Source organism: Nocardiopsis sp. KDC1DS13DA1, from assembly GCF_055632325.1.
On record NZ_JBVMUY010000021.1, the window covers coordinates 88,214 to 104,086 of the forward strand.

10 protein-coding genes are annotated in these 15,873 nt (G+C 73.9%); 7 read left to right on the forward strand and 3 right to left on the reverse strand.

What is annotated here, in order from left to right:
* The first annotated feature begins 9 nt into the window (after nt 1-9).
* From ACTVAJ_RS14245 to ACTVAJ_RS14255, 3 genes are all read left to right on the forward strand, one after another.
* Nucleotides 10-1,155 carry an exonuclease SbcCD subunit D gene (locus ACTVAJ_RS14245; RefSeq protein ID WP_470388613.1) on the forward strand — a complete coding sequence of 382 codons (1,146 nt, stop codon included), beginning with the start codon at nt 10-12 and terminating at the stop codon, nt 1,153-1,155.
* The gene (locus ACTVAJ_RS14250; RefSeq protein ID WP_470388614.1) at nt 1,155-4,151 is read left to right on the forward strand and encodes an AAA family ATPase; all 2,997 of its coding nucleotides are present in this window, start codon (nt 1,155-1,157) and stop codon (nt 4,149-4,151) included. Before ACTVAJ_RS14245 ends, ACTVAJ_RS14250 begins: the two co-directional genes overlap by 1 nt.
* A gap of 273 nt (nt 4,152-4,424) precedes the next feature.
* Nucleotides 4,425-4,850 carry a hypothetical protein gene (locus tag ACTVAJ_RS14255; RefSeq protein WP_470388615.1) on the forward strand — a complete coding sequence of 142 codons (426 nt, stop codon included), beginning with the start codon at nt 4,425-4,427 and terminating at the stop codon, nt 4,848-4,850.
* A gap of 132 nt (nt 4,851-4,982) precedes the next feature.
* Here the strand turns inward: ACTVAJ_RS14255 and ACTVAJ_RS14260 are convergent, their stop codons facing one another.
* Entirely contained in the window at nt 4,983-7,118 is a 2,136-nt protein-coding gene (locus tag ACTVAJ_RS14260; RefSeq protein ID WP_470388616.1) for a bifunctional copper resistance protein CopD/cytochrome c oxidase assembly protein, read from the reverse strand.
* 362 nt (nt 7,119-7,480) lie between these two features.
* Here ACTVAJ_RS14260 and ACTVAJ_RS14265 point away from each other — a divergent pair, with 362 nt between their 5' ends.
* From ACTVAJ_RS14265 to ACTVAJ_RS14280, 4 genes are all read left to right on the forward strand, one after another.
* Nucleotides 7,481-8,713, forward strand: a complete 1,233-nt coding sequence (locus ACTVAJ_RS14265) for an amidohydrolase family protein (RefSeq protein ID WP_470388617.1) — start codon at nt 7,481-7,483, stop codon at nt 8,711-8,713.
* 156 nt (nt 8,714-8,869) lie between these two features.
* Nucleotides 8,870-9,991, forward strand: coding sequence for an alanine dehydrogenase (ald, locus tag ACTVAJ_RS14270; protein WP_470388618.1), 1,122 nt, complete (start codon nt 8,870-8,872; stop codon nt 9,989-9,991).
* 289 nt (nt 9,992-10,280) lie between these two features.
* A complete protein-coding gene (locus tag ACTVAJ_RS14275) occupies nt 10,281-11,471 on the forward strand; it encodes an enolase C-terminal domain-like protein (protein WP_470388619.1) in 1,191 nt (396 codons plus the stop codon).
* Between the two features lie 69 nt (nt 11,472-11,540).
* A complete protein-coding gene (locus ACTVAJ_RS14280) occupies nt 11,541-11,996 on the forward strand; it encodes a MaoC family dehydratase (RefSeq protein ID WP_470388620.1) in 456 nt (151 codons plus the stop codon).
* 67 nt (nt 11,997-12,063) lie between these two features.
* On the opposite strand, the gene ACTVAJ_RS14285 is transcribed toward ACTVAJ_RS14280, so the two are convergent.
* Nucleotides 12,064-13,737, reverse strand: coding sequence for a glycosyltransferase family 2 protein (locus ACTVAJ_RS14285; protein ID WP_470388621.1), 1,674 nt, complete (start codon nt 13,735-13,737; stop codon nt 12,064-12,066).
* Nucleotides 13,734-15,794, reverse strand: coding sequence for a glycosyltransferase (locus tag ACTVAJ_RS14290; RefSeq protein WP_470388622.1), 2,061 nt, complete (start codon nt 15,792-15,794; stop codon nt 13,734-13,736). The genes ACTVAJ_RS14285 and ACTVAJ_RS14290 overlap by 4 nt, the downstream gene beginning before the upstream one ends.
* Between the last annotated feature and the right edge of the window lie 79 nt (nt 15,795-15,873).

Consider the following 15,873-nt stretch of genomic DNA (forward strand, 5'->3'; position numbering starts at 1 on the left):
TCCAGTGCCATGCGCCTGCTGCACACCTCGGACTGGCACCTGGGCCGTTCCTTCCACCGGGAGAACCTCATCGACGCCCAGTCGGCCTTCCTCGACCATCTCGTCGACACCGTCCGGACCCACGGCGTCGACGTCGTCGTGGTCGCCGGCGACCTCTACGACCGCGCGCTCCCCCCGGTGGACGCCGTCCGTCTGTTCGACCGGGCGCTCAGCCGGATCCGCGCCACCGGGGCACGCGCGGTCCTCATCAGCGGCAACCACGACTCCATGGCCCGGATGTCCTTCGCCACGGACCTCATCGACGCCTCCGGCATCCACCTGCGCAGCTCCCTGGACGGTGTCGGGACCCCCGTGGTGATCGACGACGACCACGGCCCCGTGGCCTTCTACGGCATCCCCTACCTGGAGCCGGAGATCGCCCGGCACCACTGGAACCTGCCCGAACGCGGCCACCCCGCGGCGATCGGCCACGCCATGGACCTGGTCCGCGCCGACCTCGCGGAGCGGCCGGGCACCCGTTCGGTCGTCCTCTCGCACGCCTTCGTCACCGGCGGCGAGCCCTCCGACAGCGAACGCGACATCGCCGTGGGCGGCGCCGCCCACGTCCCCGCGTCGGTCTACGACGGCGTCGACTACGTCGCCCTGGGCCACCTGCACGGCCGCCAGACCATCACCCCGTCGGTGCGCTACTCGGGCAGCCCGCTCGCCTACTCCTTCTCCGAGGAGCACCACGTCAAGGGCTGCTGGCTGGTGGACCTGGACGCCGACGGCCTGGCCGGCGCCGCGTTCGTCGCCGCCCCCGTCCCCCGCCCGCTCGCCCGGATCCGAGGGCACATCGAGAACCTGCTGACCAGGCCCGAATGGGACCCGTACACCGGGCACTGGCTCCAGGTCACCCTCACCGACCCGCGCCGACCCGCCCACCCCATGGACCGGTTGCGCGAACGCTTCCCGCACACCCTGCTGCTGGAGTTCGCCCCCGAGGGCGCCGCGCCGGAGAACCGCCCGGTCGCCGCCCCCGTCGCCGACCGGAGTGAACGCGAGGTCGTCGCCGACTTCGTGGAGTGGGCCCGCGGCGCCCCCGTCACCGCCGAGGAGGCCGCACTCGTGCAGGCCGCGGTCGAACAGGTCCGGATCCAGGAGGGCACGCTCTGATGCGGCTGCACACACTCACCGTCCGGGCGTTCGGCCCCTTCGCCGACACCGAGCGCGTCGACTTCGACCGCCTCAGCGCGGGCGGCCTCTTCCTCATCCACGGCCCCACCGGCGCGGGCAAGACCTCCGTCCTGGACGCCGTCTGCTTCGCGCTGTACGGAAGGGTTCCGGGAGCCCGCCGCGACGACCGCTCACCCAAGAGCGACCACGCGCCGCTCGACCGCGTTCCCGAGGTCACCCTGGAGTGCACCGTCCGCGGCAGACGCGTCCGGATCGAACGCCGCCCCCGTTGGGAACGTCCCAAGAAACGTGGCTCGGGCACCCGGACGGAGAACGCCAAGGTCGTGGTGACCGAGCACGTGGACGGCCGCTGGGAGGGCGTGACCACCCGCCCGGACGAGGCCGGACAGTTCGTCGGTGACCTCCTGGGCCTGACCCTCGACCAGTTCTGCCAGGTCGCCATGCTGCCCCAGGGCGACTTCGCGCGGTTCCTGCGCGCCAGGGCCGAGGAACGCCGCGAATCGCTGGAGCGCATCTTCAACACCCGTGTCTTCCGGGACGTGGAGGAGTGGTTCAGGGGACACGCCAACCGCCTCCGGCTGGAGGTGGAGTCGGCCAACGAACGCGTGCGCTCGGTGGCCGGGCGGATCGGTGAGGCCGGCCGGTCCGCCCCGCCCGACCTGCCGGAGGAGCTGTCGGCGTGGGCGGCCGAGCTCGCCACCGTCACGGCCGCGACGTCCCGGGACGCCGCCCGCGTGGCGGCGGAGGCCACCCGGGCCCGCGACGCGGCCCAGGCCGCGCTGACCGGGGGACGCCAGACCAGGGCTCGGCAGGACCGGTGGGCCGCCGCCCTGCTGCGCCGGGACGAGCTCGCCCGGGGCGCCGAGGAACGGGCGGGGATCGACACCCGGTTGGCCGCCGCCGAGCGCGCCGAGACGGTGCTGCCCTTCCTGCGGGCCCGCGACCACCGCCGCACCGAGCTCGACAAGGCCGAGCTCACCGTCGCCGAACGCTCCTCCCTGGTCCGCGCCCTGCCCGACGTCGGGGAGGCGGCCGCCGCGGGAACGGACGCGGAGCGCTCGCTGACGGTCCTGTCGGGGGCCGAACGCGACCGCCGCGACGAACTCGCCCGTCTGGAGCTGCTGCGGGGCGACGCCGAGCGCCGCGAGTCCCTGGGGTACCAGGTCACCAGGTGCACCGGACGCCTCGGCGGGGTCCGGGCCGAGATCGAGCGCGTCCGGGAGCGGATCGTGTCGCTGCCGCCGCAGGTCGAGAAGGTGACCGGTGAGCTGCGCCAGGTCCGCGACCAGGCGGGTCAGGTCGAGGCGGCCCGGACAGCGCTGGAGGCGGCGCAGCGCCGGCTGGAGGCCGCCGGTCAGCACCAACGGCTGGGCCGGGAGCTCACCGCGGCCGAGGACCGCCACCGTGCCACCGTCGACGCCGCGCAGAACGCGCACGACCACGCGCTCGGCCTGCGTGAACGCCGGATCACCCACATGGCCGCCGAGCTGGCGGGCAAGCTCGCCGAGGGGGAACCGTGCGCGGTCTGCGGTTCGCTCGACCACCCCGCACCGGCACGCCCCGCCGAGGAGGGCCTGGTGTCGGCCGAGGAGGAGAAGGCCGCCCAGTCCGCGGCGGGTGCCGCCGACGCCCGCCGGTCGGAGGCCCGGGCCCACGCGACGGCCCTGCGTGAGCGCCGGGACGCGGCGCTGGAGCGCGCCGAGGGGCGCACACCCTCCTCCGCCCGGGAGGAGCTGGCCGCCCGCACCCGCTCCCTGGAGGAGGCGCGCGCCGCGGCCGCGGAGGCCCGGCGGTTGGAGGAGACACTGGACCAGCTCACCGCCGACCTGGACCGGGCCCGTGCCGAGGAGGGCGAACTCACCCGTCTGGAGACCCGGGTCGAGACCGACCGCGCCAACGCCGCCGCCGAGCACACCCGGTTGACGGAGCTGCTGGACGGGGCGCGGGGCGACGACCCCGGCATCGGACAGCGGATCTTCCGGCTGACCGAGGAGGCGGACCTGCTCCGTGCCGCCGCCGACGCGGTCCAGGACCGCGACCGGGCCGCCGAGGAACTGCGCATGGCCGTGGCCGAGGCCCAGCGACAGCGCGCCGAGGCGGGCTTCGCCGACGAGACCGGGGTCCTGGAGTCCGCGCTCGACGACCGGCGGCGCGGGGAACTGCGCGACCGTGCCCGCGTCTTCGACGACGGCCGGGCCGCGGTGGAGGCGGCGCTGGCCGACCCCGACCTGGTCGCCGCCGGCGCCGCGGCCGTACCCGACCTGGAGGCGCTGGCCGACGCCGCCGAGCACGCCGCGGCCGCCGCGGACCACGCGGTGGCCTGGCGGAGCACCCTGGAGGAGAGGGCCCGTCGGCTCACCGTCCTGCGCGAGGAGCTCGACCGGGCGCTGGAGGGGTGTGCGCCGGTACTGCGCCGCTACGCCGTGGCCGAGGGCATGCGCGCCCTGGCCGCGGGAACCTCGGCCGACAACGCCGACAGTGTCCGCCTGTCCGCCTACGTCCTGGCCGCGCGGTTGGAGCAGGTGGTGGCGGCCGCCAACGATCGGCTGCGGACGATGTCGGACGGCCGGTACGAGCTCCGGTACACCGTGGACAAGGCGGCCGGTGACGGTCGCGCGCGTTCGGCGGGCGGCCTGGGCATGCGGGTGGTGGACGCCTGGACCGGCGTGGAGCGCGACCCCGCCACCCTGTCCGGGGGCGAGACCTTCTTCAGTTCGCTGGCGCTCGCACTGGGGCTCGGGGACGTGGCGAGCGCGGAGGCGGGCGGCACCGACATCGACACCCTGTTCGTGGACGAGGGCTTCGGAACACTGGACGAGGACACCCTGGAGGAGGTGCTGGACGTGCTCGACCGGCTGCGCGACGGGGGCCGCGCGGTGGGTGTGGTCAGTCACGTCGCTGACCTGCGACAACGGGTCGGCACACAGCTGCGGGTGATCAAGGGCGCGTCCGGCTCGCGCGTGGAGCACATCTAGGGTCCTGTTTCTCGGAACGGCCGCCCCAGCGGGTCACCGTTCGGGCGCCGGCGGGGTGCTGATGGATGAGGCTGCGCCGCAGGCGTCCGTTGAGGGCGGTGGCGGGCGACGGGCGGGCGAGACGAGCCGCCCAGCGAGGAACGAGCGACAGGCGACGCCGAGAAGGAAGCAACCCGCCTCCCGGGCGCCCGAACCCGGTCCCAAGCGCAGCGCAGGACCCGTAGAACACCGCGCCCCCACCCCGGGTCGGCCCACCGGCGTCGCGGTGCGAGAATGACCAGCGTGAATTCGCTGGTCAACATCGCCGTGTTCGGAATCGGGGGCGCCGTCATCACGGCGGCCCTCATCGGTCTTCTCCTCGTGCTCGCCGGGAGCGGTAACGCGACCTCGTCCAGGGTACGCACCGGCTTCGGTGTCGCCTCGGTCGTTCTCCTGGTGCTGCTGCCGACGCTCGCCGCCGCCAGTGCCCTGTCCGGCGGCGCCGGGTTCTGGACGGCGTTCGCCACGGCCGCCTGCGTGGCCGCGGTGGTGTGCGCCGTGAACGTCGTCCTGCTGCCCCTGGCGGCGCGACGCCGGACGGCGAGCGCTGCCGGGGGCCTCGCTGCCCTGCGTCCCTCGCTGCCGGTCGTCGCGGTGGCGGTGGTGATCTGTGTCGCGCTGGGTCTGCTGGGGGCGGGGGTGGCGGCGCTGACCGTCTGACCGTCCCCCGAGACGCCGATGGGGGCGTGCCCGCACGGGCGCGCCCCCATCGGTGTTCCCAGCGGGCGGGAGAAGCCCCGCACCGGCCCGCGAGCCCTCCGGGGGTGCGCCCCCCGGACGGCCGCGGGCCGGTCAGCTCCGTTCGCCCGGCTCGCTGTCGGCGTGCTCGGCCGGTACGCCCCCCGTCGGGGCGGCCGCACCGCGCGAACGGCGGTCGAGCTCGGCGAGGTAGGCGTTGTAGGCGTCCATGTCGGCGTCGTCGGAGTCACCGCGCGAGCTGTGCCGCTGCCGCCGCCGCTCCTGCTTCTCGTCGTCCTGGAACCACTGCCTGACCATGGCGATCGTCACCAGCAGCGTGGGGATCTCACCGAGTGCCCAGGCCACGCCGCCGCCCATGTACTGGTCCTCGGCCCGGCTCTCCAGCCACGGGACCTGGATCTGGTCGTAGAACTCCGGCGCGACGGGCTCGGACTGCTCCATGATGGCGATACCGAAGAAGGCGTGGAAGCCCATCACCAGCAGCAGCAACAGGAACCGCAGGAGGTAGGGCACCTTCCGGGGCGCCGGGTCCACGCCCGCGATGATCCAGTAGAAGAGGAAACCGGTGAGCAGGAAGTGGACGCTCATGAACATGTGACCGAGGTGGTCGTTCATCAGCGCGCCGAACAGCGGGGTGAAGTAGAGCGCGTACGGGCTGAGGACGAACATCGGGGCGGCGAACGCGGGATGCGTCACCACCGTGGAGAACCTGCTGTTGAGGAAGAGCGTCAGCCACTCGCGCGGCCCTCGGTCGCCCCTGCGCCGGGCCGGCTTGAGCGCGCGCAGCGCCAGGGTGACCGGTCCGCCCAGGACCAGCAGGATCGGGGCGAGCATGGCCAGCATCATGTGCTGGATCATGTGCGAGGAGAACAGCACCATCGCGTAGGTGGCGAAACCGCTCAGCTGGGTGGCGACGATGCTGAGCAGCCCCAGCGCGAAGAAGACCGCGCGGCCGATCGGCCACGTGTCACCGCGGCGCAGCAGTCGGACCACGGCCGCCGTGTACAGGCCGCCCGCGATGACGACCAGCATGATGAAGAACAGGTCCGGTCGCCACAGCGTGAGCACGTTCCACACGTCCATGGGCGGCGGCACGGGGAATCCGAGGATCGCCGCGGCCGGGTCGACCTCGCTCTCCAGGGGCGGCGGGGGCGCGGTCCGCCCCAGGCCGACGGAGATACCGACGACGGTCGCCATGACGAGGATCTCGACGCCCGCCAGCAGCAGGAACATCCACCGTTGGAAGGTGGCTCCTTCGGGGCCGTCGGGCGCCTCGTGGATCTTGCGGAGGGCGAACCGGCGGTGCAGGTGGCCGAACAGCCCGAGAACGCCGAACAGGGCGAACTTGACGACCATGATGAGGCCGTACTCGGTCAGGAAGATGTCGCCGACGGAGTAGAGCCGGGCCAGCGCGCTGCCGATACCGCTGATCGCCACGCCGACGTACAGCCACAGGGCCACACGGCTGAACCGGGCCACGGCCACCACCGTGTCCTGCCCGTCCCTGCGCATCGCGTGGTAGGTGACGGCGGCCAGACCGCCCACCCACGCGGAGATCGCGATGACGTGCATGGCCAGCGCCGTGACAGCCAGTTCGTGCGACCCGGAGGAGGCGGAGTGCCCGGTCAGTCCCGGCGGTGTGACCGCCACCAGAGCGGCGACGAACAGCCAGATACCGCCCGTGGCCGAGGTGACCGTGCGGCCGAACAGCGCGATACCCGTGGTGATGAGGATGACGGCCATCAGGGCGATACCGCCGGAGACCGAACCCGCGTAGGCGGTGACCTGGTCGACGACACGGTCGAAGGGATCCCGGCCGAGGGGGCGCGCGAGGAACTCCAGCGCCTGGAAGTACATGGTGAACACGGCGGCGACGGCCCACGCCAGCGCGGCCCAGGTGGCACCGCGCACGTAGAACCGGGCCTGTTCGGACAGCCGCCCCTGGGCGGAGGGCAGCAGAACCGTCGCGAGTAGCAGCAGGCCGATGGTCAGGACCCCGGAGGCGTCCAGGGCCAGCTTGGCCAGCGGCAGCCCCCAGCGCACGCCCTGGCCCGCGTCCGGCAGCCCCGGGATGAGCTCGGGGTAGGCCGCCCCGCCCAGGACCAGCGTCAGGCACAGGGCGATGACGCACAGGATCACCGCGGGAGCGGCGAGGAGCGCTATGAACGAGGTACCGGGGGCGTCCGCGGTCTCCTTGACCGGTGTCGTCTGCTGTGCGGGAGGAGCCACGCGCCACTCCGTCGTCGAGGTCTGGTGGATGGACTGGTCAGCGCTCCGGGCCGTGGCGGCCGCCGCACGGCTGTCCGGGGTGGGTCCGCACGGGGAACACCGCGCTCCAGGTTAAACCGTTGACTACCCGATGTCGCCCCGGGGTGGCGTGAGCTCCTTCTCCGTTCGTGCGCATGTGCGGGACCGGTTCCCCCGGCCGGGAATCCGCGTTCTCCCCTACTGTCGGGCGTCGCCGCGATACGCTCGGGATCCCCGGCGGAACGGCGCCCCTCCGTCACGTGGTTCCCGCCTCTCCCTCCTGTCGCGTCGTGCACGCGACCCACAGCACACCCTCTCGTCGCGAGTGCTCGTAAGGGATCAGCATGACCGAGTTCGACAGCGTGGTCCGGTCCAGGTGCGTGGTCACACCCGAGGGGGTCGGCCCGCGCAGCGTCGGTGTCCGTGACGGCCGGATCGAGGCCGTGGACGACTACGGCGCTCCGATGCCCGCCCGCGAGGTCACCGACCTGGGAGCGGTGGCCCTGTTGCCGGGGTCGGTCGACCTCGGCACCGGGGTCCACGAACCGGGCCGTGACCTGGCCGGGTGCTACCGGTCGGTGGGCGAGGCCGCCCTGCGTGGCGGGGTGACCAGCGTGGTCGCCGCACCTGCCCCGGCACGACCACCGGTGACCTGCGCGGACACCCTCCAGGTCCACCGGAGCGCGGCCGCGGGGGCCGGTGTCCACGTCTACTTCCTGGGCGGGGTGACCCTGGGCAGCGGTCCGCTCGACCTCACCGATCTGCGCGGCGCGGGTGTGGTGGCCTTCCACGGTTCGCTGTCGGACGGCGGCGCACCGGACCTGGCCGCCCTGGACGACGCGCAACTGCGCAAGGCGATGGCCGAGCTCGCGACCCTGGACTCGGTGCTGTTCGTGCACGCCGAGGACGCCGGGGAGCTGGGAACGCCCCCGGTGTCAGCCGACCAGCGCCCTCCCCGGGCGGAGCGGCGCGGGATGGAGCGGGTCATCGCGGCGGCCCGGGTGGCCGGGGCACGCACGCACGTGGCCCCCTTCACCGCCGCCGAGTGCGCCGCGCTCCTGGCCGCGGCGGGGTCGGTCGGGGTGAGCCTGACCGCACAGACCTGTCCGCACTACCTGTGCCTGTCGGCGGAGACCCCGGGGGCGGAGACGATCACGCACGTGTGCCGCCCGCCGCTGCGGTCGGACGCCAACCGCAAGGCGCTGTGGAGCGCGCTGCTGGCCGGGGGCGGATCGGAGATCACCACCGTGGGCTCGGGCCACCTTCCGGCCCGCGGCCTGTACACGCTGGAGTGGAGCCTGTCGGCGCTGTGGACGGCCGCGGCCAGGCGGGGACTGGGGCTGGCCGACCTGGCCGGGTGGACGGCGCGTGCCCCGGCCGACCTGCTGGGTCTGGCGGGGAAGGGACGGATCGCGGTGGGGTTCGACGCCGACCTGGTCGGATTCGACAGCACCCGGCGTGTCCCCGTTCCCCCGGCCGACCCCGGCCCGTACGCGGGCCGGGAGCTGATCGGTGCGGTGGGGCCGGTGTGGGTCGGGGGACGCAGGGTCACCGCTGAGGCCGGTCCGACCGCCTGAGTGTGCCCTCCCACGCGCACCTTCGTGTCCCACCCCACACTCTGGCCTTACACGGTGTCAACAAGGTCGCTGATGGCCATGCATGTTGCCGATAGCGGAGAGGTACCATCGCAGGTCACAGTGGGGATATCAACGGAGATACCAGTTGGAGGAACCGTGCGCATCGGCGTGCCCCGTGAGATCAAGAACCACGAGTACCGAGTGGCCATCACCCCCGCGGGGGTCCACGAGCTGGTCCGCCGCGGTCACGAGGTGGCCGTGGAGCGTGACGCCGGCGTGGGCTCCTCCATCACCAACGAGGAGTACCAGGCCGCGGGTGCCACCATCCTGGACACCGCCGACGAGGTGTGGGGCTACGGCGACCTGATCCTCAAGGTGAAGGAGCCGGTCCCGGCCGAGTACCACCGCATGCGCGAGGGCCAGACCCTCTTCACGTACCTGCACCTGGCCGCGTCCCGGGAGTGCACCGACGCCCTCCTGGACCGCAAGGTCACCGGCATCGCCTACGAGACCGTGCAGCTGCCCGACGGATCGCTGCCGCTGCTGGCCCCGATGTCCGAGGTCGCGGGCCGCCTGGCCCCGCAGGTCGGCTCCGTCACGCTCCAGCGTCCCAACGGTGGCCGCGGCGTGCTCATGGGCGGTGTCCCGGGCGTGCGCCCGGCGCGCGTCACCGTCATCGGCGCGGGCGTGTCCGGCCTGAACGCCACCCAGATCGCCGTGGGCATGGGTGCGGACGTGACCGTACTGGACCTGAACGTCAACAAGCTGCGGCACGTCGACGAGCTGTACCGGGGCCAGGTCAAGACCGTCGTGTCCAACGCCTTCGAGCTGGAGCAGTCGGTCCTGGAGTCGGACATGGTCATCGGCGCCGTGCTGGTGCCGGGCGCCAAGGCCCCCAAGCTCATCTCCAACGAGCTGGTCTCGCGCATGCGTCCGGGGGCGGTCCTGGTCGACATCGCGATCGACCAGGGCGGCTGCTTCGAGGACTCGCGCCCCACCACGCACGCCGACCCGACCTTCACCGTGCACGACACCGTGTTCTACTGCGTGGCCAACATGCCCGGCGCGGTGCCGAACACCTCCACGCACGCGCTCACCAAGGACACCCTGCGCTACACGGTGGCGCTGGCGGACAAGGGCTGGCGTCAGGCTCTGCGTGACGACTCCGCACTCGCCGGCGGCCTCAACACCTTCGACGGTGAGGTCGTGTACGCCCCGGTGGCCGAGGCGCACGGGCTCAAGCACCGCGAACTGGACGAGATCCTGGCACAGGGCTGATCCCGGTGCCGCCACGGGGTTGATCCGGACCCGGGGGCCGACCGCTGCGACGTCGTCGGAGCGGTCGGCCCCGTCCTGTTCCGGACGTCGTCGCCGCCGCGCCGGTCGTCCCCCGCACAGCTCCGGATCCGTCCCGTCTCGGCCCCGACCAGGTCGTCCGGGTGGTGTTCGCCGCACCGTACGGGGTGGTCGGGCCGGTCGCCCGCGGGTACCGTCGAATCGACAGCCCGTTTCCGGCCATGACAGGGCCGAGGACCAGCGGGAGGGCCAGACACCGAGGTGGGAGAGCGTGGCACACACCGGATCGGCGACCGTGACCAGGATCGTCGAAGTCGAACTGGTCCGGCTGCGCGCGCCGTCCGGAGGACGCGGCTCCGGTGGCCCGGTGCTGGTGCGCGTGGCCGACGGTGACGGGGTCAGCGGCTGGGGTGAGGTGCCGTCCGCGACCCCCGCGCAGTGGGAGAGCCTGGTCTCGGCCTTCGCCCCCGCCCTGCTCGCCCACGACTGGCTGCGTCCGACCGAGGTCGCCGACGCCTGGGCCGACCTGCCGTGGGACCCGGCGGTGGTCGGCGCCCTGGACACCGCGTGCTGGGACCTGTGGAGCCACCAGCGGGGGACCCCCCTGGCGCACGCCCTGGGCGGCGAGCGCACCGCGTTGACGGCGGGGGTGACACTGCCGCGGCAGGCGACCGTGGAGTCGCTGGTCACCGAGGTGAACCGTCAGGTGGGGGCGGGTTTCCGCCGGATCAGACTGCCTGTCGGCCCCGGGTGGGACGCCGACGTGGTGCACGCGGTGCGGGCCGCCTTCCCGTTCCTGGTGCTCCAGGTGGACGCGGGCGGACGCTACACCGAGTCCCCCGGTGACCTCGACGCCCTGCGCGTACTGGACGAACTGGACCTGCTGGCGATCGAGGACCCCTTCGCCCCCGACGACCTGGACGCCCACGCCCGCTTCGCGGCGACGGCGCGGACCCCGGTGGCGCTGTACCGCTCACTGGACTCGGTGGAGGACCTCGGTGCGGCGATCCGGAGGGAGGCCGGGGGCGCGGTGAACGTGGATCCGTCGCGTCTGGGCGGTCTGACCTGTGCCCGCCGCGCGGTGGACCGGGCCGTGGACGCCGGTTGGCGGGTCTGGTGCGGCTCGTCGGCGGTGACGGGTGTGGGCCGGGCGGCCACCGTCGCGCTGGCGTCGCTGGCCGGGGCCGCGCTGCCGGTGGAAACCCCTCCGGCCGGGTCTCGGGGGCGTGACCTGATGGTCCCCCCGGTCCGGGCGCATGACGGCGTGCTGCCCGTACCGCTGACGGAGAGCGGTCTGGGGCACGGTGTGGACCGCCCGCTGGTGGCCGCACGGACGGCTCGGACGGTCCTGGTGGACGCCGACGGAGTGCGGGACCTCCCGGTCGGCGGCCGGGAGGGACGCGGCGTGCGCGGCACCGCGCGACCGGAGGACTCCGGCCGGTCGGACGCCGCCACCCCATAACCGAACGTCGTTAGGTAGAGTGGGCGGACCGTCCGGCCCCCCGATTCCGGACCCGACCCAGGAGGCGTCGTGCGCGTATTCGCCGACATCAACGAGGTGGCCGCCGCCAAGGGCGAGCACCTGGGCCACACCGAGTGGATCGAGATCGACCAGGACCGCATCGACCTGTTCGCCGACGCGACCGATGACCACCAGTGGATCCACGTCGACCGGGAACGCGCCGCGGCGGGTCCGTTCGGCGCGACCATCGCCCACGGGTACCTGTCCCTGTCGATGCTCGCCTACTTCGCCCAGCGGGTCGTCTCGGTGACGAAAAAGCCCAGCATGTCCATCAACTACGGGCTGAACCGGGTGCGCTTCCTCCAGCCCGTGACCTCGGGTTCGCGGATCCGGGACGGCGTCGTCCTGTCCGACATCCGGGAGAACGCCAAGGGCGTGCTCGTCACCATGACCCACACGGTGGAGATCGAGGGCGAGGAGCGGCCCGCACTGGTGGCCGACTCACTGGGCCTCTGGGTTCCCTGAGCCCTCCGCGGGCGCGCCGTTCGGGCGGTGGACACGCCCTGTCTCCGGATCGGCGCCGCGCCCGCGGTCAGCGCACGATCCTGCGCAGGATCCGCCGCCCGAGTCCCGGGGTGAACCAGCGCAGCCTGCGCTCGGCGCGTCTGGCCCTGGCCCGGAGCCGATCGGCCTCGGCCCGGGCCAGGCCCAGGCTGCGGCGCAACTCCTCCGGGCCCGCCCCGTCCGTGTCGGCGCCGTTCCCGTCGACGAGGATCCCGGTCGGTGCCGCCCAGTGGACGCCGTAGACCCGGTCGACCACGTCGTCGAGTTGTTGGCCGGCCGCTCCCGGAGCCAGGTGGCGGGCCCGGGCGAAGGCGCACTGCCGTTCCAACCGCAGCTCCCCCTCCCCCGGCCGGGTCGCGCCCCGCAGGGGGGCGCGCAACAGCCCGACACCCCGGGCGTCCGCCGCCCGGGTCAGCCGTTCGACACAGGACCGCGCCGGGCGCGCGCCCGGCGGAGCCAGCAGCCGGAAGGGCACCCGCGGATCGGGCCCGGGAGGCTCCGCGACGCGGTGGACCCGGGGCTCGCCCCGGAAGGTCTCCCGGATCAGGCGCAGGTCCAGACGCTCCTCGTCCAGCGGCGACCGCCGGCCGTCGCCCAACTCGCCCCAGGGGCCGACCAGCCACACCCGGATGTCGGGGGTGGTGCCGGCCAGGAGCGCGGAGACCGTGGTGTCGACGTCCTCCAGGGTCTGCCCGTCCACGTCCACGACCACGTCGACGTAGGGCACCTCCCACACCCGCTCGGGGCACTCGCGACGGGCCCGGAGATCGGGGACCCGGTTGGCCACGTGGGGTGTCCGGAACCGTCGGCCGGCGTCGCGGCGGGTCTGCATCTGCGACCGGCCCAGGTGCCAGCTGCTGCTGTCCGGATCCGGGACGAACACCGCCCCCCGCTGTGCCAGGCGGAAACCCAACTCGGTGTCGCCACCCAGCACCAGGTCCGCGTCCATCCCTCCCGCCGCCTCGAACAGACTCCGGTGCACCGACCCCGTCGCCCCGACGAAGACCCGGTAGGAGCCGTGGCCCGCGGCGCGCAGTCCGTCGTCGCGGTCGATGATGCGTTCCACCCAGTGCGGATCGGCGGCCTCCCGGTCGAACAGCGCGTCCGCCCGCCCCTCGCGCACCTCGCCGTACACGTACCCCGGTGTCAGGGCGGCGGGGTCGAAGTCCACGAAGAGCTTGTGCCCCATCACCACCCCGTAGTCCAGCAGGTGGTGCCAGCGCATCTGCGACTCCACGTGCTCCCGGTACACCAGCATGTCCGCGTCCAGCCGCAGAATGACCTGCCCGGACGAGGCCGCCGCACCGGTGTTGACCGCGTGCGCCGACCCCCAACCGCCCGGAGCCGAGGCGACCAGCCGCGTGTTCTCCGGACGCACCTCCGGCAGGACCAACGGCTCCGGAGAACCGTCGTCGACCACCACCACCTCCGTCAGGTGCGCCGGATAGCTCTGCCCCGCCAGGGACGCCAGGACCAGCGCCAGCTTCTCCGGCCCACCGTGCGCCGGGATCACGACGCTGACCGACAGCGTCGGCGTCCACTCCCCCAGGGCCGGCACCCCGACCGGGGAGTAGTCGTTGCGCCTCAGCCACGGCTGGTCCGCGGCTCCCGCAGCGGGCCCGACCGCCTCGGGTTCGCACCCGGTTCCGACGTCCTGTCCCGGAACGGGGTGCCCCGGGCGCGTTTCGTCCGATGTGGTCACCGCCGTCCCCCCACCTGCTCCACGGTCCCGCCGCGCAGGCCCAGCGGCTCGGGTTCCCCCTCCAACAGCGCGCTCGGCCGCCAGCCGGACCACTGGTCGGTCTGCTTGTCCAGGAAGTACGTCAGGTCCTCGGCCCACGTGTGACCGTCCGCGGTCCGCCGGATGACGAACCCCAGTCCGTGCGTGCGGTAGACGCGGGCACCGGCGTGTTCGAGGGCCACGAGCATCTGTGTGTCGATCGCACGGGGCAGGGGCCGGAACCCGCCCGCGTCGTCCAGCAGGGCCCGGTCGGCCAGGAGGGTGCTCCCCGCCACCGAGCGGGTGACGGTCTCGGTCGACCGTGCCCGGCGCAGCGTCGCGCCGGCCTCCTGGAGGTAGACGAACTCCGGCCCCACCGCGACGACGTCCGCCCTGGCGTACTCCCGCGCCAGAAGGAGGTCGGCCAGGTGTTCGGGGCCGTACCAGTCGTCGTCGTCCCACTTGGCGACCAGGTCACCGGACGCGCGGCGTACCGCGTCGTCGAAGACCGCGCCGAAGACCCGGTCCTCCTGCGCCTCGTACACGGTCACCGGCGGGCCCACCGCGCGCAGGTCGGCGACGGCGGAGGCCACCTCGGGCAGGTCGGCCGGAAACCCGTGCAGCGCGAGCACGACCTCGGTGTCCACCCCGCGCTGGCGGGCGACCTGGGCGAGCGCGAACCCCACCATCTCCGGACGGCGCGTGCACAGGACCACCGACACCCGGGGGTCGGGACGGACAGGTATCCCCTCGGCCTCCGCGAGTGCGCGCCACCGGGCACGGACGCCGTGGGTGCGCAGGGACGTCCGGCGCAGCCGAACGCTGTGCTCCTCACGGCGCAGGCGGTCGGACAGGTCCTCCTCGCCGACGTCGGTGAGGAGGTCGGCCAGGGACGCGCCCAGTCCGGCGGCCCAGGCCGGAACGGCGCCGCCGACCAGCGGAACCCCTCCCGCGGCCAGGGAGGCCACCGCGCGGACGGCCGCGTCGCGTTCGACGAGCTCGGTCCAGTCCACGCGCACACCGCGCAGGTGCCGCAGCCGGGACAGGTCGACGTCGGTGACCGTCCCGTCCGGGGGGACGATCACGGGACCCGCCCGCCCCTCGGTGACGACGGTACGGCCGTCGGCACGGGTCAGTTCACCCAGGGGACCGCCCGCGTCCAGGGTGAAGCCGACGGGGTTCACGGTGAGCTCGTCGACGGGGGCCACCAGCGCGACCGGGTCGGGGCTCCGCACGGTGAGCGGGCGCGTGCCGTCGCGCCCGCGCGCCGCGACCCCGGCTCCGGGGGCCGGGCGGTCCACCACGGGAACGGTCGGGTCCGACCAGTCCTCGGAGCCGTCCCGCACACCCAGCCGCAGGGCGACGTCGGCACGAGGGGTCACCCGTGTCAGCGGGACGGGGCCCGTCGCCGAGACACCCGTGACCCAGGTGTCGCCCGGACGCCACAGTGCGGCCCCCGGTCCGTGCAGGGCGACAACGGGGCGCGGCGGGACGGCCCACCGCCGACCACCGGTCCCGTCGAAGGCGCCCGCCAGCACCGTGGCGACGTCGAGCCCGTCGGGGGCGAAGAGGGAACAGGCCCAACCCGTGCGCCCGGCCCGGACGACCTGGAGCTCCTGGAGTCCGTGCCAGTCGGCCAGACCCGGAGCGCGCGGCACCGGAGGCCGGTGCGGGGCGGGGGTGTCGGTCACCGCCACCACGACGTGCGCGGCCCGGGGCAGCTGGACGGCCGCGGTCACGGCGCGGCGCAGGTCGGTGTAGCTCGCGGCGACCACGGCCACCAGCCCCACTCCCCCGGTACCGGCGGTGCCGTGGCCACCGCCGCCCGGGCGGGCGGCGCCGACCCCGTCGCGCCGGTCACGGGGAGGCTCCAGTGGTTCGCCCATCGGATGCTCGTCCAGGTCGACGACGCGGTCGGTGGGGCGCAGTCGGAACCGGCCCAGTGCGGCCAGGGTCCGGTTGTCACGGCCGATACGGCACAGCACAGCGGGTTCGTCACCGCGGACGCGTAGGGCCTGTCGGATGAGGGAGCGGATCATCGGGCAACCTCGGGTGTTCGGCGGATGGCGCGGCGGAGGCCCGCCGGACGCGTGTCAACCACGAGGCTCAAGGTAACAA